This window comes from Micrococcus sp. KRD077 (assembly GCF_017168505.1).
Lineage (GTDB): Bacteria > Actinomycetota > Actinomycetes > Actinomycetales > Micrococcaceae > Micrococcus > Micrococcus luteus.
This window is the reverse complement of record NZ_JABFAZ010000020.1, coordinates 43,190-62,323: the sequence shown is the minus strand read 5'-3', so window position 1 is coordinate 62,323 and position 19,134 is coordinate 43,190. Positions and strand designations below refer to the sequence as shown.

General features: G+C 71.9%; 15 protein-coding genes. 4 read left to right on the top strand and 11 right to left on the bottom strand.

Annotated features, from left to right (window positions below; translation table 11 throughout):
- Positions 1-72 precede the first annotated feature (72 nt).
- On the top strand, positions 73-753 hold the full coding sequence (locus J1M39_RS05570) for an amino acid ABC transporter permease (protein WP_049146610.1): 681 nt from the start codon (positions 73-75) through the stop codon (positions 751-753).
- The gene (locus J1M39_RS05565; RefSeq protein ID WP_036339187.1) at positions 750-1,637 is read left to right on the top strand and encodes an amino acid ABC transporter permease; all 888 of its coding nucleotides are present in this window, start codon (positions 750-752) and stop codon (positions 1,635-1,637) included. Before J1M39_RS05570 ends, J1M39_RS05565 begins: the two co-directional genes overlap by 4 nt.
- Positions 1,638-1,698: 61 nt before the next feature.
- Here the strand turns inward: J1M39_RS05565 and dapE are convergent, their stop codons facing one another.
- Positions 1,699-2,835, bottom strand: a complete 1,137-nt coding sequence (gene dapE / locus J1M39_RS05560) for a succinyl-diaminopimelate desuccinylase (RefSeq protein WP_036339183.1) — start codon at positions 2,833-2,835, stop codon at positions 1,699-1,701.
- A gap of 69 nt (positions 2,836-2,904) precedes the next feature.
- Between dapE and dapD the strand changes: the two genes are divergently transcribed.
- Both dapD and J1M39_RS05550 read left to right on the top strand, forming a co-directional pair.
- Positions 2,905-3,870, top strand: coding sequence for a 2,3,4,5-tetrahydropyridine-2,6-dicarboxylate N-succinyltransferase (gene dapD, locus J1M39_RS05555; RefSeq protein ID WP_036382673.1), 966 nt, complete (start codon positions 2,905-2,907; stop codon positions 3,868-3,870).
- A gap of 256 nt (positions 3,871-4,126) precedes the next feature.
- Positions 4,127-5,134: a DUF559 domain-containing protein gene (locus J1M39_RS05550; RefSeq protein ID WP_095347503.1), complete on the top strand. Its 1,008-nt coding sequence runs from the start codon at positions 4,127-4,129 to the stop codon at positions 5,132-5,134.
- Between the two features lie 110 nt (positions 5,135-5,244).
- Here the strand turns inward: J1M39_RS05550 and J1M39_RS05545 are convergent, their stop codons facing one another.
- The 10 genes from J1M39_RS05545 to J1M39_RS05500 all read right to left on the bottom strand — a co-directional run bounded on the left by J1M39_RS05545 (position 5,245) and on the right by J1M39_RS05500 (position 19,070).
- Positions 5,245-6,531, bottom strand: a complete 1,287-nt coding sequence (locus tag J1M39_RS05545) for a citrate synthase (protein ID WP_080694980.1) — start codon at positions 6,529-6,531, stop codon at positions 5,245-5,247.
- Positions 6,532-6,679: 148 nt separating this feature from the next.
- Entirely contained in the window at positions 6,680-7,831 is a 1,152-nt protein-coding gene (gene dapC, locus J1M39_RS05540) for a succinyldiaminopimelate transaminase (RefSeq protein ID WP_206496551.1), read from the bottom strand.
- A 5-nt stretch (positions 7,832-7,836) separates the two neighbouring features.
- Positions 7,837-8,163, bottom strand: coding sequence for a ferredoxin (gene fdxA / locus J1M39_RS05535; RefSeq protein WP_036316465.1), 327 nt, complete (start codon positions 8,161-8,163; stop codon positions 7,837-7,839).
- Complete coding sequence (locus tag J1M39_RS05530) at positions 8,160-8,726, bottom strand: hypothetical protein (RefSeq protein WP_206496550.1); 567 nt, start codon at positions 8,724-8,726, stop codon at positions 8,160-8,162. The genes fdxA and J1M39_RS05530 overlap by 4 nt, the downstream gene beginning before the upstream one ends.
- Positions 8,719-10,629 (bottom strand): translational GTPase TypA, encoded by a 1,911-nt coding sequence (gene typA, locus J1M39_RS05525; RefSeq protein ID WP_036316461.1) that lies wholly within the window; start codon positions 10,627-10,629, stop codon positions 8,719-8,721. Before typA ends, J1M39_RS05530 begins: the two co-directional genes overlap by 8 nt.
- A gap of 148 nt (positions 10,630-10,777) precedes the next feature.
- A complete protein-coding gene (locus J1M39_RS05520; RefSeq protein WP_170747754.1) occupies positions 10,778-12,658 on the bottom strand; it encodes an ABC transporter ATP-binding protein in 1,881 nt (626 codons plus the stop codon).
- Positions 12,655-13,845: an ABC transporter permease gene (locus J1M39_RS05515; protein ID WP_095695757.1), complete on the bottom strand. Its 1,191-nt coding sequence runs from the start codon at positions 13,843-13,845 to the stop codon at positions 12,655-12,657. Before J1M39_RS05515 ends, J1M39_RS05520 begins: the two co-directional genes overlap by 4 nt.
- Positions 13,846-13,850: 5 nt before the next feature.
- The gene (locus J1M39_RS05510; protein WP_206496549.1) at positions 13,851-15,371 is read right to left on the bottom strand and encodes an ABC transporter permease subunit; all 1,521 of its coding nucleotides are present in this window, start codon (positions 15,369-15,371) and stop codon (positions 13,851-13,853) included.
- A gap of 162 nt (positions 15,372-15,533) precedes the next feature.
- The gene (locus J1M39_RS05505; RefSeq protein WP_206496548.1) at positions 15,534-17,396 is read right to left on the bottom strand and encodes an ABC transporter family substrate-binding protein; all 1,863 of its coding nucleotides are present in this window, start codon (positions 17,394-17,396) and stop codon (positions 15,534-15,536) included.
- A gap of 195 nt (positions 17,397-17,591) precedes the next feature.
- A complete protein-coding gene (locus J1M39_RS05500; RefSeq protein ID WP_206496547.1) occupies positions 17,592-19,070 on the bottom strand; it encodes a phytoene desaturase family protein in 1,479 nt (492 codons plus the stop codon).
- Positions 19,071-19,134: the final 64 nt, after the last annotated feature.

The window sequence follows — 19,134 nt, the reverse complement described above, 5'->3', positions numbered from 1 at the left end:
CCTGAACCGTCACCCTCGGCCCGCCCGGCGGCTCCCCTGCCCGTCAGCCTTGTCCCGACCCTCGGAGAACTCATGGAATCGATCTCCTCGCTCCTCGCGGACTACGGCGCGGACATCCCGCTCGCGTTCTGGACGAACATCAGGCTCGCGTTCCTCGCGACCCTCGGCTCGTTCGTCCTCGGCGTGGTGCTCGCCCTGTTCCGCATCTCGCCCGTCCCCTCGCTGCGCGCCCTCGGCGCCGGCTACGTCAACGTGGTCCGCAACACCCCGCTCACGATCATCATGCTGCTCGGCGTGCTCGCCGTCTGGGGACAGCTGAAGATCAGCTTCTCGTCCGACTTCACGCTGAACTTCTTCATCTACGCCGTGATCGCCCTCTCGCTCTACCACGCGGCGTTCATGTGCGAGGCGATCCGCTCCGGCGTCAACACCGTCCCGCTCGGGCAGGCCGAGGCCGCCCGCTCCATCGGCCTGGGCTTCCTGCCCGCGGCCCGCCACGTGATCCTGCCCCAGGCGCTGCGCGGGGCCATCACCCCGCTGGGCAACACCGTGATCGCGCTGACCAAGAACACCACCGTCGCCGCCGCGGCGTCGGTGGCGGAGGCCTCGGGCCTGATGAAGCGCATGATCGAGTTCAGCCCGGACGTGATGGTGGCGATCTTCCTGACCTTCGCGATCGGCTTCTGCCTGATCGTCATCCCCATCGGCCTGCTGACCACGTGGGCCTCGGAGAAGTGGGCGGTGGCCCGATGAGTGCCCAGGCCTCCGTCCTCTTCGACGCCCCGGGTCCGATCGCCCGCCGGCGGATCCTCCTCGCCAACCTCGTCTCCCTCGCCGCGGTGTTGGTCGTGGCGGTGCTCGTGCTGATCCAGATGAACGCCACCGGCCAGCTCTCCGGCCGCCGCTGGCTGGCCGCCGTCGACGGCAACGCGTGGCGGAACTATTACCTGCCGGGCCTGCAGTTCACCCTGCAGTCCGCGGGCATCGCCGTGGTCTCCTCCGTGGTGTTCGGCCTGGTGTTCGGCTTCCTGCGGCTGGCCCCGGTCGGCCCGGTGCGCTGGCTGGCCGCCGTCGTCGTGGAGTTCTTCCGGGCCGTGCCGGTGCTCGTGATGATGGTGTTCTTCTACCAGCTGTTCGCACAGGTCGCGCGCACCGGGGCGATCCAGCCCCAGGACGGCCCGTACTACGCGGTGATCGCGGCGCTGACCCTGTACAACGGGTCTGTGATCGCGGAGCTGGTGCGCTCCGGGGTGCGCTCGCTGCCGCGCGGCCAGCGCGAGGCGGCCGCGGCGGTGGGCATGACGAGCATGCAGTCCCTGCGGCTCGTGGAGGTGCCTCAGGCCCTCATCGCCATGCTGCCGTCGCTGCTGAGCCAGTTCGTGGTGATCCTCAAGGACTCGGCGCTGGGCTACCTCATCGGCTTCTTCGAACTCCTGCAGTACGCCCGCCAGCTCGGCTCCGGCAACGGCAACATCCTGCAGTCCCTCGTGGTGGCCGCGATGATCTTCATCGTGATCAACTTCCTCCTCACCTGGGCGGCCACCCGGCTCTCGCGGCGGCTGTCGTCGCGGACGGCTGGCGACGCCAGCGCCCCCACGACCCCGCGCGTCGGGGCGCCCACGGACACGGCGGGCTGACCGGGCGGCGGGCGAGGCGGGCCCGCAGGTCGGGCGGCTGGCACCGGCCGACGTCGTCGGGTCAGCCGGCCAGCCAGGCCGTGAGCGCCGCGAGGCACGCGTGGACCGCCTCGCGGGGCACGTGCTCGTCGTCCGTGTGGGCCAGGAGGGCGTCGCCGGGGCCGAAGTTGACCGCGGGCACGCCCAGCTGGGAGAACCGGGCCACGTCCGTCCACCCGTACTTGGGCTGGGGCTCTCCCCCGACGGCGGCGACGAACGCGGCGGCGGCCGGCCGGTCCAGACCGGGGCGGGCGGCGGGCGAGGCGTCGTCGATCCGCACCTGGGCGTCCCAGTCCACGCCGGCCCCCTCCAGCACCGCGCGCACGTGCGCGTGGGCCTGGTCGAGGGTCTTGTCCGGAGCGAACCGGTAGTTCAGGTCCACGGACGCCTCGTCCGGGATGACGTTGCCCGCGACGCCGCCGGCCACGCGGATCGCGTGCAGCCCCTCGCGGTACTCCAGGCCCTCCACCGTGACCGTGGCCGGCTCGTACGCCGCCAGGGCGGTGAGCACGGGGGCCAGCTTGTGGATCGCGTTGTCGCCGCGCCAGGCGCGGCCCGAGTGCGCCGCGACACCGGAGAAGGTGACGCGGTACCGGCACGTGCCGTTGCAGCCGCCCTCCACGACGCCGTCGGTCGGCTCGAGCAGCACCGCGAAGTCGCCCTCCAGCAGCTCGGGGGCCTGGCGGGCCACGCGGGCGAGGCCCGACAGGTCCGAGGAGACCTCCTCGTGGTCGTAGAACACCCACGTGACGTCGTGCACGGGGGTCGGGCCGTCCGCGCGGCCGAAGCGGCCGGCCAGGGCCAGCTGCACGGCGACGCCGGACTTCATGTCCACGGCCCCGCGGCCGTACAGCACGTCCCCGTCCCACGCCGAGGGCACGGTCCCGCGCGAGCCCGGCACGGTGGGCAGGGGCACCGTGTCCAGGTGCCCGGCGAGGATCACGCGGGTCGGCCGCCCCAGAGCGGTGCGGGCGACGACGGCGTCCCCGAACCGCCGCACCTCGAGGCCGCCGAGGGCGCGCAGGGCCTGCTCGACGGCGTCGGCCAGCGGCCCCTCCTCCCCCGAGACGGAGCGCACGTCCAGCAGGGTGGCGGTGAGCGCCGCGACGTCGAGGTCCGGATCGGCGAGGTCGGGCAGGGGCACGGGGGTGAGACTCATGTGTCCAGTCTACGGACGCGCCTCCCACCGCCCTGCAGCGTGCCACCGCCACTCAGTAGGCTGAGGCGCATGACCCAGACCGCTGCACAGCAGCCCTCCCCCCGTCTCGTCTCCGGCCACGGCCTGGCCACCACGGCCGCCGACGGCGCCGTTCTGGACGTGTGGTTCCCCGCCCCCGTGGCCGGCCCGCTCTCCGCTGCGGACGCCTCGCTGCGCGACACCCTGCGCGCCCTCGCCGCGGACGACGCGGACCGCGGGACCACGCAGGCCGTCGTCGAGCTGGAGGTCGACCTGGACGCCGCCCCGGCCTCCACCGCGGACGCGTGGCTGCGCCTGCACGTGCTCTCGCACCGCCTGGTGCGGCCGAACGAGCTCAACCTCGACGGCGTCTTCGGGCTGCTCACCAACGTGGTGTGGACGAACCACGGACCCTGCGCGGTCGCGGACTTCGAGCTGACGCGGGCGAGGCTGCGTGCCCGCGGCGCCGTGCAGGTGTACGGCGTGGACAAGTTCCCGCGCATGACGGACTACGTCGTGCCCTCCGGGGTGCGCATCGGCGACGCGGACCGGGTGCGCCTGGGCGCCCACCTGGCCGAGGGGACGACCGTGATGCACGAGGGCTTCGTGAACTTCAACGCGGGCACCCTGGGGCATTCGATGGTGGAGGGCCGGATCTCGGCCGGAGTCGTGGTGGGCGACGGGTCCGACGTCGGAGGCGGCGCGTCCATCATGGGCACGCTCTCCGGCGGCGGCACCCAGCGGATCGTGATCGGCGAGCACGTGCTGCTCGGCGCGAACTCCGGCGTGGGCATCTCCGTCGGCGACGACTGCGTGGTCGAGGCCGGTCTGTACGTCACCGCAGGCACGCGCGTGAGCGTGCTGCAGGACGGCGAGGCGGCGCGGACCGTGAAGGCCGTGGACCTCTCCGGCGTGCCGAACCTGCTGTTCCGCCGCAACTCCACCACGGGCGGGGTCGAGGCCCTCCCCCGCGCCGGCCGGACCGTCGAACTGAACGCGGCGCTGCACGCGAACTGACCCGGCGCACTCGCCCCGCGGCTCTTCCCTCCCCTCCCCGCTCCCCGCCGCGTTGGGGGGGCGATTTCCGGTGGTATCCCGCCGGGATAACGCCCACTATCGCCCCCGGAGCTCCACGGCGGTCCGGGGGCGGGGCGACGACGGCGGCACGCGGCGCGGGCCGCCGGCTCCTGCACAGCGGCGCTCGCCCCGCGCGTCGTCCCCGTGCCACGTCCACCTCGCCCCGGGCGCCCCGCCGGTGTCGTCCGATGGGTGCATGCCGCGCGTCGTGACTCCTCTGCCGCCCGACCAGCCCGCCGTCCTGTTGGCCACGGACCTGGCCCGACTGGGACTGCCGCCCGACCGCGCCCGCCGGTCGGACCTGGAGCGGGTGGGGCAGGGCATCCACCGGCAGCGGGCGCACCCTGGCACGGGATGGGCCGACCTGGGCCTGCCCGAGCCCGGGCACGGCTTCTCCCCCGATCACCTCGCCGCGCTTCTGCGCCGACGCCCGGATGCCGTCCTCTCCCACGAGACCGCGGCCCACCTGCACGGTCTGCCGATGCCCGCGCGTGCCTGGCGGCGGCGCGACCCGGCGACCGGCGAGCTCGACGTCGACCCGCCGGTTCACCTCACCGTGGCCCGGGGGACACGACGCGTCCGGCGGGCTGGTCTGATGGACCACCGGCGGCCACTGGCGCCCGAGTTCGTCACGCACGTGCACGGCCTGCGCGTCACCACGGTCGATCGCACCTGGCTGGACCTGTGCTCCCTGACTCCCCCGTGGACGTTCGAGGACCTCGTGGCCGCCGGGGACCACGCCGTCCGGCACCCGTGGACGCCCGCGGGCCGGACGGATCCGGCCACCACGATCGCCGCGCTGCGGTCGGCGCTGCACGCGTCCGGACGCTTCCACGGCCGCCCGGCCGCCCGGGAGGCGCTGGATTCCGTTCGCGTCGGGGCGGACTCGCCGCCCGAGACCCGCCTGCGCCTCGCCCTCGTGGCCGGCGGGCTGCCGGAGCCGGGGCTGCAGGCCGCGCTCGAACCCGAGGACCCCTTCTCCCCCGTGGCCGACCTCGCCTACCGCCACGTGCGCCTGGCCCTGCAGTACGACGGTGCCGGGCACCGCACGCGGGAGCAGCAGGCGCGCGACGCCCGCCGGGACCGCTACGGCCAGGCGCGCGGCTGGACGACGCTCCGCGTCACCTGGGCCGATGGGCGCGAGGACTTCCGTGGCGTCGTCGCGGTGGTCCGACGCCGCCTCGGCCACTCCGCCTCGACATGAAGACGCTCCGGCGAACGCATTGGGGGCGGTTTCGGGTGGTATTCCGTCGGAATACCACCCGAAACCGCCCCCAAACGCAGGGTCAGCGCCCCAGGGTCAGCGCCCCCGGGTCAGCGCTGCGGGTACTGGCGCAGCCGCTCGCCCACGTAGATCTGGCGCGGGCGGCCGATCTTGGTGGCCGGGTCCTCCATGAGCTCGCGCCACTGGGCGATCCAGCCGGGCAGGCGGCCCAGGGCGAAGAGGACGGTGAACATCTTCTCCGGGAAGCCCATGGCCTTGTAGATAACGCCGGTGTAGAAGTCGACGTTCGGGTAGAGCTTGCGCTCCACGAAGTAGTCGTCGGCGAGGGCCTTCTCCTCGAGACGCTGGGCGATCTCGAGCAGCTCGTCGTTGCCGCCCATCTTGCCCAGGATGTCCTCGGCGGTCTTCTTGATGATCTTGGCCCGCGGGTCATAGTTCTTGTACACGCGGTGGCCGAAGCCCATCAGGCGGACGCCGTCCTCCTTGTTCTTCACCTTCTCCATGAAGTCCTCGGGCGTGATGCCCTCCGACTTGATCTTCCGGAGCATGTTCAGCACGGCCTCGTTGGCGCCGCCGTGCAGCGGGCCGTAGAGGGCGTTGATGCCGGCGGACACCGAGGCGAACAGGTTGGCCTGGGTGGAGCCGACGAGGCGCACCGTGGAGGTGGAGGCGTTCTGCTCGTGGTCGGCGTGCAGCATGAGCAGCAGGTCGAGGGCCTTGACCACGTCCGGGTCGATGTCATATTCCTCGGCCGGCACGCCGAAGCACAGGCGGAGGAAGTTCTCCACGTAGTTCAGCGAGTTGTGCGGGTACATGAACGGCTGGCCCAGCGACTTCTTGAACGCGTAGGAGGCCAGCACCGGCAGCTTGCCCAGCAGACGCACGGTGGAGATGTGGACCTGCTCCGGATCGTGCGGGTCCAGGGAGTCCGGGTAGAACGTGGACAGCCCGGACACGGAGGAGGACAGCACCGGCATGGGGTGCGCGTCCCGCGGGAAGCCGTTGAAGAACAGCTTGAGGTCCTCGTGCACCATGTTGTGGCGCAGGATGTTGGTCTCCCAGGCCTCCAGGGTCTCCTTGGACTCGGGCAGCTCGCCGTAGATGAGCAGGTAGGCCACCTCCATGAAGGAGGAGTGCTCGGCGAGGTCCTCGATGGCGTAGCCGCGGTAGCGCAGGATGCCCTGGTCGCCGTCGATGAACGTGACGGCCGACTTGGCGTTCGCCGTGTTCATGAAGCCCGGGTCGTAGGTGACGTCGCCGGTCTCCTTCAGGAGCGGGGCGATGTTGATGCCGTTGTTGCCCTCTGTGGCGTGCTCGACGCCCAGGTCCAGGCTCTGCTCGCCGACGGTCAGCCGGACGGACTCGTGATGGGTCACGGGTGTGCTCCCTCGTCTTCTCTTCTCGATGGCCCGGGTTCACGCGCCGGCGTGGGCGCGCCCACACGGGGACGACTCTGCTCCAAACTATCAAGGACCGGCCCGGGACGCGCGGTCGCTTCCCCCGACGACGGCCCCCGACCCCGGCTCAGCCGGTCCGCGGCCCGCGGGCGGTGAGTCTCGCCGCGGCCCGGGCGACCGCCTCGTCCGTGGCGGTGATCGCCACGCGGACGTAGCCCTCGCCGCCGGCACCGTAGAACACGCCGGGCCCGGCGATGATGCCCAGGTCCGCCAGTTCGCCCAGCAGGTCCCACGAGTCCTGCGCCGTGGCGTCGGCCGGGTCCAGGTCCGCCCGTCGGGTCCACAGGTACAGCCCCGCCTCGGAGTGGTCCACCGTGTGGCCGGAGGCCTTCAGCGCGGTGCGCAGCGCGTCCCGACGGCGGCGGTAGCGGTCCTTCTGCTCCGCGACGTGCGCGTCGTCGGCCAGGGCCACGGCCATCGCATGCTGCACCGGGGCCGGCACGATCATGCCCGCGTGCTTGCGGGTGTTGACCAGGGTCGCCACGAGCTGCGGATCCCCCGCGGCGAACGCGGCGCGGTAGCCGGCGAGGTTGGACTGCTTGGACAGCGAGTAGACGCTCAGCAGGCCCGTCAGGTCGCCGCCGGAGACCTCGTCGGACAGGATGCAGGGCACGACGGCCCCGTCCCACGCGTCCCAGCCGAGCTCGGCGTAGCACTCGTCCCCGCACACCACGGCGCCCACGCCACGGGCGGCGTCGACCGTGCGGCGCAGCGCCGCGGCGTCCAGCACGGCACCGGTGGGGTTGGCCGGCGAGTTGGTCCACACGAGGCGCACCCGCTCACGCACCTCGGGCGCCAGCGCGTCGAGGTCGTCCGCGGCCACGGCCTCCGCCCCGGCCAGCAGCGCGCCCACCGCATAGGTGGGGTAGGCGGCCTCGGGGTGGACGACGACGTCGCCTGCGCCGAGCCCGAGCAGCGTGGGCAGCCACGCGATGAACTCCTTGGACCCGACCGTGGGCACCACGGCCGCCGGGTCCAGCCCGGACACCCCGCGGCGCCGGGCGTACCAGTCGACGACCGCGCGGCGCAGGGCGTCCGTGCCGTGCGTCGTCGGGTAGCCGTGCGCGTCGGCGGCCTCGGTCAGGGCCCGGCGGATCAGCGCCGGCGTCGGATCCACCGGCGTTCCGATGGACAGGTCCGCGACACCGTCCGGGTGGGCGGCGGCACGCTCGCGGTAGGGGGTGAGCGTGTCCCACGGGTAGTCCGGCAGCGTCAGCATGGGGCTCAGGCGTCGGCGTTCTGCAGGGGCAGGGCGGAGATGATCGGGTGGTCCTTGGCGATCATGCCCAGCTTGGCGGCGCCGCCCGGGGAGCCCAGGTCGTCGAAGAACTCGACGTTGGCCTTGTAGTACTCGGCCCACTCCTCGGGGGTGTCGTCCTCGTAGTAGATGGCCTCGACGGGGCACACCGGCTCGCATGCACCGCAGTCGACGCATTCGTCCGGGTGGATGTAGAGCATGCGCTCACCCTCGTAGATGCAGTCCACGGGGCATTCGTCGATGCACGCCTTGTCCTTGACGTCCACACACGGCAACGCGATCACGTAGGTCATGGCTGACCGTCCACCTCTCTCTGGGCACGGGGTTGCGGGGCTGCGGTCCAGGGTACTCGCTCCCCCGGACGCGTTTCGCGGGCGGTCACAGTGGCCCGGCAGGGGCGCGTGGCGGCCTCGGCGGCCTCCGCGGGTCGGCGGTCCAGCCGCCGGCCCGCGGCCAACAGGACCATACCGAGCACCGGCTGGCCGACGTTCCAGGCCACGGAGGCGACGACGGCGCCCGGCGCCGCCGCCCACAGGCCGGCCGTCCAGGACAACCCCAGGGCGTCGTCCACCGGCAGGCGCTGCAGGGCCAGGACGGCGGTGAACGCGCCGGCGACGACCGCGGCCCCCGCCGGCAGGGCGCGCCCGCCGCGGCCCGCGCGTCGGACCATCCACCAGCGCTGTGTCGAGCCCACGAGCACAAGCGCCAGCACCGCACCCCAGGGCAGGGTCCAGCCGCCCGGCAGGGAGGCCAGGTTCAGATGGACGGCGGTGCCGAGCGCGCCGGCGACGACGCCGAGCAACGCCCCGCCCACCACGTCGGCGGGCCGGGCGCGGCGGCGGGGACGCTCAGGCACGGGCGCGGGCGCGCGCGGCCTTCAGGCGCTCATTGGCGTCCAGGACGACCTTGCGGATGCGGATGTCCTCGGGGGTGATCTCCACGCACTCGTCCTCGCGGGCGAACTCGAGGGACTCCTCGAGGGTGAGCCGGCGCGGGGGCGTCAGGCCCTCGAACGACTCGGAGGAGGCCGCACGCATGTTGGTGAGCTTCTTCTCCTTGGTGATGTTCACGTCCATGTCGTCGGCGCGCGAGTTCTCGCCCACGATCATGCCCTCGTACACCTCGGCGCCGGGCTGCACGAAGAAGGTGCCGCGCTCCTGCAGGTTGATCATGGCGAACGGCGTGGCGGTGCCCGCCCGGTCGGCCACGAGGGAGCCGTTGGTGCGGTACTCGATCTCACCGGTCCACGGCTCGTAGCCGGCCGCGTAGGAGGAGGCGATGCCTGCGCCGCGGGTCTCGGTGAGGAAGCGGGTGCGGAAGCCGATCAGGCCGCGGGCCGGGACCAGGAACTCCATGCGGATCCAGCCCGTGCCGTGGTTGGACATCTCCTGCATGCGGCCCTTGCGGGCGGCCATGAGCTGCGTGACCGCGCCCATGAACTCCTCGGGGATGTCGATGGTCATGCGCTCCATCGGCTCGTGGACCTTGCCGTCCACGGTCCGGGTGACCACCTGCGGCTTGCCCACGGTGAGCTCGAAGCCCTCGCGGCGCATCTGCTCCACGAGGATGGCCAGGGCGAGCTCGCCGCGGCCCTGCACCTCCCACGCGTCCGGGCGTTCGGTGGGGAGCACCTTGAGCGAGACGTTGCCGATCAGCTCCTTGTCCAGGCGGTCCTTCACCTGGCGCGCTGTGACCTTGGCGCCCTTGACGCGGCCGGCCAGCGGGGAGGTGTTGATGCCCACGGTCATGGAGATGGCCGGGTCGTCCACCGTGATCAGCGGCAGCGGCTTCGGGTTCTCCGCGTCGGTGAGGGTCTCGCCGATCATGATGTCCTCGATGCCGGCGACGGCGACGATCTCGCCCGGGCCGGCCTCCTCCGCGGGCACGCGCTCGAGGCCCTTGGTGGCCAGGAGCTCGGTGATCTTCACGGTCTTCAGGGCGCCGTCCTGGCGGGCCCACGCGACCTGCTGGCCCTTGCGGAGGGTGCCGTTGAAGATGCGCAGCAGCGCGAGGCGGCCGAGGAACGGGGAGGCGTCCAGGTTGGTGACGTGCGCCTGGAGGACCTCGCCCTCGGTGTAGGACGGGGCCGGGATGTGCTCCATGATCACGTTGAAGAGGGCCTCGAGGTCCTCGGCCTCCGGCAGGGCGCCGTCGGCGGGCTGGGTCAGGGAGGCGCGGCCGGCCTTGCCCGAGGCGTAGACGACGGGGACGTCCAGCACCGAGTCGAGGTCCAGGTCCGGATCCTCCTCGGCCAGGTCCGAGGCCAGGCCGAGCAGCAGGTCCATGGAGTCGGAGACGACCCCGTCGATGCGCGCGTCCGGGCGGTCCGTCTTGTTGACCACGAGGATCACGGGCAGCTTGGCGGCGAGGGCCTTGCGGAGCACGAAGCGGGTCTGGGGCAGCGGGCCCTCGGAGGAGTCCACGAGCAGCACGACGCCGTCCACCATGGACAGGCCGCGCTCCACCTCGCCGCCGAAGTCGGCGTGGCCGGGGGTGTCGATCACGTTGATGGTGACGGTCTCGCCCTCGGGGGCGGACGGGCCGGAGTAGAACACCGTGGTGTTCTTGGCGAGGATCGTGATCCCCTTCTCCTTCTCCAGGTCCCCGGAGTCCATGACCCGCTCGGCGACGTCGCCGTGCGTGTTGAAGGCACCGGTCTGGCGCAGCATGGCGTCCACCATCGTGGTCTTGCCATGGTCCACGTGGGCCACGATGGCCACGTTGCGCAGATCGGAGCGGCGGGTTTCGGTCGAGGTCATGGGCGTCCTGTCCGGTTCGACATCAAAGGGGTGGAGGCGCACGACGACGGCGGCCCCCGTGCGATTGTACGCGCAGGGGCCGCCGTGGACAGGCGGGCCGGTGGGCCCGGGGTCGGCGGCGGGACGCGCCCGCCGCCGACCCGCGCGGTCAGTAGACGCCCTCGCCGAGGGAGGCGAGGAACTCGCGGCGCTCCTGGCGACGCTCCGCCTGCTGGTCCGGGTCCGGCACGGGCGCCGCCGCCAGGAGGCGACGGGTGTACTCCTCCTTCGGACGGTGGAGCACCTCCTCCGTGGGGCCCTGCTCCACCTGGCGGCCGTCCTTGAGGACGAGCACCTTGTGGGCCAGCATGTCCACCACCGCGAGGTCGTGGGACACGAACAGGCACGCGAACTCGTAGCGCTGCTGCAGCTCCGCGAACATGTCCAGCACGGCGGCCTGGACGGACACGTCGAGGGCCGAGGTCGGCTCGTCCGCGATGAGCACCTGGGGGTCCAGGGTCAGGGCGCGGGCGATCGAGATGCGCTGGCGCTGACCGCCGGAGAGCTCGTGCGGGTACCGGTTCACCACGGAGCGCGGCAGACGCACCGCGTCCAGCAGCTCCTCGGCGCGGGCCAGGCGCGAGCGCCGGTCCCCCACCTTGTGCACGACCATCGGCTCGGTGATGATGTCGCCGATCGGGAACCGCGGGTCCAGCGAGGCCGCCGGGTCCTGGAAGACCACGCCGATGTTCTTGCGCAGGGCGCGCTGCTCGGCCTTGGGCATCGTCGCCAGGTCGTGGCCCTGGATGCGCAGCGAGCCCTCCGCGATGGTGAGCAGGCCGAGGACCGACTTGGCGATGGTGGACTTGCCCGAGCCGGACTCGCCCACCAGGCCCAGGATCTCGCCCGGGGCCACCTGGAAGCTGACGTCGTGGACCACGCGGTTCTTCTTGCCGCGGTGGTCGTACTCGAGGTGGAGGTTCTCCGCCTCGATCGCGTACCGGGCCTGCGTCTGCGTGGCCGTGACCGGCTCCGGCTCCGCCACCTCGAGGGGCTCGCCGAGGCGCGGCACCGCCGAGAGCAGCTTCTGGGTGTACGGGTGCCGGGCGTGCTGGAGCACCTGGTGCACCGAGCCCTGCTCCACGAGCTCGCCGTGGAGCATCACGCACACCCGGTCCGCCATGTCCGCCACCACGCCCATGTTGTGCGTGATGAGCAGGATGCCGGTGTTCATCTTGTTCTTCAGGGAGCGCAGCAGCTCCAGGATCTCGGCCTGGACCGTCACGTCGAGCGCCGTGGTGGGCTCGTCCGCGATGATCACCTTCGGCGAGCAGCTGATCGCCATCGCGATGACGATGCGCTGGCGCTGGCCGCCCGAGAACTGGTGGGGGTACTGCTTGAGCCGGGTGGCGGCGTCGGGGATGCCCACCATGGTGAGCAGCTCGACGGCGCGCTTGTCCGCCTCGGTGCCGTAGGCGATGCCGTGCAGTTCGAGGGCCTCCGTGAGCTGGTCGCCCACGGTGAGGACGGGGTTCAGGGCCGTCATGGGCTCCTGGAACACCATCGCCACCTCGTCGCCGCGGATGTCGCGCAGCTGCCCCGGGGTCATGGTGAGCACCTCGCGGCCGGCCAGCTGCACGGAGCCGGTGATGTCCGCATTGCCCGGGAGCAGGCCCATGGCGGTGGCGCTCGTGACGGACTTGCCGGAGCCGGACTCGCCCACGAGGGCGACGACCTCGCCGGGCTTGACGTCGAACGTCACGCCCTTGACCGCGTGCACCTCGCCGAACTCGGTCGCGAACTTCACGTCCACGTCGCGGAAGGCGAGCACCGGCTCGCCGCCCAGGTCGTCGTGGCGGGCCACGACGCCCATCGCGCTCGTCGCGGGGCCCGGAGGCACGCCGCCGTCGCCGGAGGAGCCGGGCACGGCGGCGCCGCGCGCCTCGAGGTCGGCCGACGACGCCGCGTGCGAGCCCTGCCCGCCGGCGGTCACGTCGTTCTCGTTCTTCTTGCCGAACATGGATCGGCCTTTCTTGTCGTTCGCGCTCATCGCTGACCGTCCTCGTCCGCGTCGGAGATCCGTGCGGATCCGCCGGCCTCCTCCGCGGGGGCCTCGATCCGGCCGGCCGTCGGGGCCGCGGCCAGACCGCCCGCCGTCGTCGCACCGGCCTCGGTGGCGGCCGCGCGGCGACCGAAGAAGCGGGGCCTGCGGTGGGCGCCCGCACCCTGGCGTGGGTCGAAGGCGTCGCGCAGGCCGTCGCCGAGGAAGTTCACGGACAGGGCGATCGCGAGGATGATCATGCCGGGCCACCAGAACAGCCACGGACGGGTGGTGAACGCGTTCTGGTAGTCGGAGATGAGCAGGCCCAGGGACGAGTCCGGCGCCTTCACACCGAAGCCGAGGAAGGACAGCGAGGTCTCCAGCAGCACCGCGCCCGCGATGGCGAACGTCGCGTTCACGACGATCACGCCGATCGTGTTGGGCAGCAGGTGCTTGAAGATCAGGCGGCCCGGCTTGGCGCCCATGGCGACGGCGGCCGCCACGAACTCCTTCTCGCGCAGGGACAGGACCTCGCCGCGCACGAGGCGGGCCAGGGACGTCCAGGACACGAGGCCGAGCACCACCGCGAGCGGGAGGATGCCCATCTTCATGCCGCTGGCCATCTGGCCGAGCACCGCGGCGAGCACGAGCAGCGGGATGACGATGATCAGGTCGGTCAGGCGCATCAGCACGGAGTCGACCCAGCCGCCGAAGTAGCCGGACACAGCGCCGACGATCGCGCCGATCACGGTGGAGAGCAGGCCCACGATGGCCGCGATGATCATGGACTGCTGGGTCCCGCGCATCACGAGGGCGAAGTAGTCCTTGCCCGTGGTGTCCTGGCCGAAGGGGTGCTCGCCCCAGCGGATGCCCTCGCCCCCGAAGGCCTGCGGCACGACCGACAGCGTCGGGCGACCGCCGTTCACCACGGAGGCCGCGGCCGTGTAGGACTTGTCCCACCAGCCGGGGATGCCGGCGAAGCCGATGGAGGAGAACGCCATCAGCGTGATGAAGACCAGCACGATCAGGGAGATCATCGCCGCCTTGTGGCGGAAGAACCGCTTGCGGACCAGGGCGCCCTGGGAGTAGGACTTCCCGGCCTTGGCGCGGAGCTTGGCGTCCTCCGCCTCCGCGAGGTCGAAGATCTGCTTCTCGTCGAGCTGCGCGCCCGTCGTCGAGGAGTTGTTGGTGGTCATCTGGCTCACACTCGAATCCGGGGGTCGAGGACGGCGTAGAGCACGTCCGCCACGAGGTTCATCAGCACGGCGGCGGTGCCCGTCACGAGGAAGAACGCCATCACGGGCATGGGGTCCACGTCGTGCAGGCCGGTGGCGAACAGCTCGCCCATCCCCTTCCAGCCGAACACCTGCTCCGTGATCACGGCGCCGCCGATCAGGCCGGCGAAGTCGAAGGCCATGATCGTGGTGATGGGGATCAGCGAGTTGCGGAACGCGTGCTTCAGGATCACCTGGCGCTCCGGCAGGCCCTTGGCGCGCGCGGTGCGGATGTAATCCTGACGCGAGACCTCGAGCATGGAGGAGCGCGTGTACCGCGAGTACGTGGCCACCGAGATGATGGTCAGCAGGATGGTGGGCAGCAGAAGCTGCGCACCGCGGTCCAGGAACACCACCCAGAAGTGGGCGTCCAGGTTCGGGGTGCCCGAGCCGATCGTGGAGATCGGGCGCGGCTTGACCTTCAGGAAGGTCGGCCAGTAGTTCATCAGGTGTTCCGCCACGATCGCCACGCCCATGATCAGGGCGGTCACCAGCGAGGCGGACACGGCCGAGCCCTTGGAGAAGCCGCCGAGCAGGCGGCCCACCAGGATGGCCACCAGCACGAGGATGACGCCGAGGCCGGCCAGCAGCAGTGCGGACGGCGTCCGCCACAGCAGGCCGTAGGTGGCGTAGTAGGCGACGAGGCCGATCGCGGCCGTGACCAGGGCCGCCTTGAGGACCGATCGGTTGCGCAGACCGGAGATCACCGCGGTGGCGCCGACGGCGGCGGCCAGGCCGATGACCAGCTGCACGACCGGGCCCATCTGCGGATGCCGCCAGAAGTCGACGGCGAACAGCACCCAGCCGGCGAGCAGGATGAACGCGGTGGTGGCGCCGAACGTGAAGGCGCGCCGCCTGAGGTCGCCCGCCATGACGGCCTGCAGGACCAGGCCCGCGAGGACGGCGACCCCGATGAGGAGGGGCCAGTTCAGCTCGGGGCTGCGGATCCAGTCGTTGAACCGGATCCCCATGTACTCCTTCAGGAGCACGGCCGCCCAGAACACGGGCAGCGAGAAGAAGAGGAAGATCAGGAACGTGACCACGTAGTCGAGGCCGGAGTACTGGCGGATCGCGGTGACGATGCCGATCGCGATGCCGATGATGATCGCCAGGACGGTCGCGAGCACCACGAGGCGCAGCGTGGAGGCCGCGGCGTTGCTCAACAGGTCACCGACGGACTGACCGTTCCGGCTGAGGCCGAGGTCGCACTGACCGGTGACGCAGCCGCCGATGCCCTGGAGCCAGTCCCAGTAGCGGGCGTACCAGGGCTGGTCCAGCCCCATGAATTCGGTGCGGGCGGCGATGAGGGTCTCGCGGTTGGGGTTCTGTGACTCTCGCAGGTCCTGAAGGGGGTCACCCGAGTGGGCCACGAGGAAGAAGAGCAGGATCGACGCGCCGAACAGCACCAGGAGGGAGCTGCCGAGGCGCTTGAGGATGAATTTCAGCACAACAGGGGGTGACCTTCCGTGCGAGTGCAAGGGAAAGGGAGGGGTGCGGGTTCGCCGCGGTTCACGGCCAGAGCCCGGCCGGTGCCCGGCCGGGCTCTGTCCTCGATCCCGACGCCGGCGGTCCGCGGGAGGCGGACCGCCGGGTCAGAGGTCAGCGGGGCGTCACTCCTGGACGCGGACCCACTGCTCCACGTTCCACAGCGCACCCGACTGGGCGGCGGTGTCGCGCACGTTGGCGACGTCGGCCTTGTGGCCGACCAGACCCGGGTGAGCGTACAGCGGGATGGCCTGGAAGTCCTCCCAGAGCAGCTTCTCGATGGTCTTGACCTGCTCCAGCTGCTCGTTCTCGTCCAGCGAGGTGGCGAGCTTGTCCCAGGCCGCGTCCACCTCGGGGTTGTTGTAGCTCTGCTGGTTCTGAGCGCCGTCCGACTGGTAGATGTTCGCGCCGGAGGCCTTCTGGCCCGAGCCGGCCCAGGCGTAGAGGGCGGCGTCGTAGTCACCGGCCGGCATGACCTCCTTGAAGAACACCGGCGAGTTGGCGTCCTGCACGTCGAAGCCGGCCTGGTCGCAGGAGCTCTTGATGAGCGCGACGGTCTCGGTGCGACGCTGGTTGCCGGCCTGGTAGCCGAGGCGGACCGTGGGCTTGGAGACGCCCGACTTCTCGACGAGCTCCTTCGCCTTCTCGATGTTCGGCTCGTCCATCTCCTTCGGGTAGGCCTCGTCCACGACCTCCTGGTACTTGTCCTGGAAGGGGAAGACCTCGCGCAGGTTCATGACCTGGGCGTCCGCATAGATCGGCTTGATCAGGTTGTCCACGATCTGCTGGCGGGGCAGGCAGAGGGCGAAGGCCTCGCGCAACTCCGGGGAGTCGGCGAAGACCGAGCCCTCGCCGCGGTTGTAGTCCACGTGCTCCCAGGTCAGCTGGTCACCGGTCTGGACGTTGACGTCGTCGCCGAGGCCCTCGAGCTGCTGGAGGGTGTCCACGGTGGCCTGCGGCTCGATGACGTCGAGGTCGCCGTTCTGCAGGGCCTGCACGTGGGTCTTCGGGTCGGCGAAGCGGAGGACGAGCTCCTTGGTGGCCGCCGGGGTGCCCCAGTACTCGGGGTTGGCCTCAAGGGTGATGGACTGGCCGGCCTGCCAGCCGCCGTCCTTGAACTTGTAGGGGCCCATGGAGGGCACCAGCGAGGCGTCCGGCAGCTCGCCGGGGCTGAAGTCCCAGCCGTCGTTCCAGAACTCGGCCGCCGGGGTGAGCGCCTCGACGTCCTTCTCCTTCGCGGCGGTGACGAGCTCCTCGAAGCTCATGCCCGCCTCCTTGGCGACGATGTGCGCCGGCAGCGCGGTGCTGATGAGGATCTCCCAGTCCGCGTAGGGCTCCGGGTAGGTGACGGTGAACTCCTTGCCGTCGGCCTCGCCCTCGGGCGCCTCCGGGATGTACTTGCCCTGCTCGAAGGAGATCGAGTCGAACAGCGGGGTCTCGGCACCCTCGGCCTTGATCGTGTCGTTGTTCGCGGCCCAGTGGACGATGAAGTCGCCCGCGGTGACGGGGGTGCCGTCGGACCACTTGGCGTCGTCGCTGATGGTGTACTTCACGGTCAGCGGGTCGTCCGAGGTCTTCTCGTACGTGCCGAAGTCCTTGTCCGGGATGATCGAGCCGTCGGTGCCGAAGTACCAGAAGGACGAGAACATGCGGTCCGCGACGGCCGAGTTGTACGTGGTGTACGTGTTCGACTGCAGGCCGTTGTAGGACAGGAAGTCGTCGGCGCCCACCGAGTACGCGATGGAGCCGTCCTGGGTCTTGACGTCGCCCAGGTCGGCCTTCCCCGGCCCGGAGGCCTCGGCGGTGAGCTTCTGACCCTTGTCCCCTTCGATGACGTTGCCGGCGCCCGAGTCGCCGCCCTGGCTGGCGCCGGAGGCGCTGTTGCTGCTGGAGTCGCCTGCATTGCCGCCGCCCGGGGCGCACGCGGAGAGGATGAGGGCCGAGCCGGCGGCCAGGGCCGCGGCAGCGGAGAGCTTCGTGTACTTCATGGAAGGTGCTTCCGTTCATGAGAGGTGCAAGGACGTCGCGCGCCCGCATCCCTGTGGGGACCTGGTGGTGCGAGACGACCCCCGGGCCGTTCCGTCGAGACGGGACGTTCCGTGAGATGGAGCACACTGTAGCGGGAACATTCAGGTTCGCGAAAGTCCGAATCTGGATCCGTCCCGTCCGTGGCGCCGGCGCGGTCAGCGACGACGGTCCGCCAGCAGAGTCCGCACGGCCCACGCCCCGCCCATGCCATGGACGCCGGCGCCCGGCGGGGTGGAGGCGGAGGCCAGATACAGCCCGGCCCGGCCCGCCCGGTGCGGCCGGGGCGACGCAGTGGGGCGCAGGAGCGCGCGCGCTCCCGCGAGCGATCCCCCCGCGATGTCGCCGCCCACGAGGTTCGGGTTCCACGCCTCCAGATCGGCCGGGCGCATCGCGACCGCGGCCTGGATCCGGTCCCGGAAACCGGGTGCGTGCCGCTCCACCTCCGCCTCGATCAGCGGACGGACGTCGCCGGGGTGGCCGTGGGGCACATGGGCGTAGGACCAGACGACCGTGTGCCCCCGGGCGGGCCCGGTGGCCCGTGTGGGGTCCGCCGCCTGCTGCTGACAGAGCATGACGAAAGGCCGCGCCGGCATCCGGCCGGCCGCGACGTCGTCCTCGGCCCGCCGGATCTCGGCGGCGGTCCCGCCCAGGTGCACCGTCCCCGCGCCCGTGAGCCGGGCGTCGCGCCACGGGATCGGCCCGTCGAGCAGGAAGTCGACCTTGGACACGGACGGCCCGGGGCGCCACCGGCGCAGGGCCGCGGCGTATCGCGGCGGCAGGCCCGTGCCGGCGACGCGCAGCACCTGGCGCGGGGTCAGGTCCAGCACGACGGCGTCCGCGGCGGGCAGCGCGCGCAGGTCCGTGACCTCGTGGCCCAGGTGCAGCCGCCCGCCGTGCGCCCGCAGCACCGCCACGAGCGACTCGACGATCGCCCCCGACCCGCCGCGCGCCACCGGCCAGCCCGAGCTCATCCCGAGCGCGCCGAAGAGCGCACCGAACGCCGCCGTCAGGGGCCGGCTCGAGGGCAGGATCGCGTGGGCCGCTGAGCCCGTGAACAGGGCGCGGGCGGCCGCCGTGCGGAACATCGCCCGGCCCAGCAGATCGGCCGGCCACGGGGCGCGCAGGCCGAAGCGGGCCATCGCCACCGGATGGGGCGGGGGTCGCAACACCGGGCCGAGCGCGCCCGCCAGGATCTCGTCGACGTGTTCGACCAGGGCCCCGTGCACGGCCCGCCAGGCCCGCGCGTCGACGCCGAGACCCACGGCGGTGGCCTCGAGGTCCCGGTGCAGGAGGGCGGCCGGCCCGTCCGGCAGCGGATGTCCCATCGGCACGGCCGGGTGCAGCCAGGCGAGCCCGTGGTCCGTCAGCCCCAGCTCCCGGAACACGGGGCTGGCGACGCCGAACGGATGGCCCGCCGCCCCGAGGTCCACCACGGTCCCCTCCCCCAGCACCGGCGCGGACGCGCACGCGCCGCCGGGCACCGGGGCCCGCTCGAACACGTCCACCTCCCAGCCCTCGCGGGCCAGCAGGGCGGCGGCGGTCAGGCCGTTGGGTCCGGCGCCCACGACGACGGCGCGGCCCGGCTCGACGCCCCGGGGCAGGGCGAATCCGGGGCCGGTGGCGGTTTCGGTCATGGTCTCCTCCTGTGGTCCCTAGGATGGTCCCACCCCGCCCGCCGCCCGTCAGGAGGCCCTCCCC

Bases quoted from the DNA above. Each gene is read 5' to 3' on its own strand.
- J1M39_RS05500 (WP_206496547.1), bottom strand. From the start codon at position 19,070: ATGACCGAAACCGCCACCGGCCCCGGATTCGCCCTGCCCCGGGGCGTC.
- J1M39_RS05570 (WP_049146610.1), top strand. From the start codon at position 73: ATGGAATCGATCTCCTCGCTCCTCGCGGACTACGGCGCGGACATCCCG.
- dapC (WP_206496551.1), bottom strand. From the start codon at position 7,831: ATGCTGACGCTGCCGGACTACCCGTGGGACACGCTCACCCCCTACCGC.
- dapD (WP_036382673.1), top strand. From the start codon at position 2,905: ATGACCCAGACCGCTGCACAGCAGCCCTCCCCCCGTCTCGTCTCCGGC.
- J1M39_RS05505 (WP_206496548.1), bottom strand. From the start codon at position 17,396: ATGAAGTACACGAAGCTCTCCGCTGCCGCGGCCCTGGCCGCCGGCTCG.
- J1M39_RS05520 (WP_170747754.1), bottom strand. From the start codon at position 12,658: ATGAGCGCGAACGACAAGAAAGGCCGATCCATGTTCGGCAAGAAGAAC.
- dapE (WP_036339183.1), bottom strand. From the start codon at position 2,835: ATGAGTCTCACCCCCGTGCCCCTGCCCGACCTCGCCGATCCGGACCTC.
- J1M39_RS05565 (WP_036339187.1), top strand. From the start codon at position 750: ATGAGTGCCCAGGCCTCCGTCCTCTTCGACGCCCCGGGTCCGATCGCC.
- typA (WP_036316461.1), bottom strand. From the start codon at position 10,629: ATGACCTCGACCGAAACCCGCCGCTCCGATCTGCGCAACGTGGCCATC.
- J1M39_RS05550 (WP_095347503.1), top strand. From the start codon at position 4,127: ATGCCGCGCGTCGTGACTCCTCTGCCGCCCGACCAGCCCGCCGTCCTG.
- fdxA (WP_036316465.1), bottom strand. From the start codon at position 8,163: ATGACCTACGTGATCGCGTTGCCGTGTGTGGACGTCAAGGACAAGGCG.
- J1M39_RS05515 (WP_095695757.1), bottom strand. From the start codon at position 13,845: ATGACCACCAACAACTCCTCGACGACGGGCGCGCAGCTCGACGAGAAG.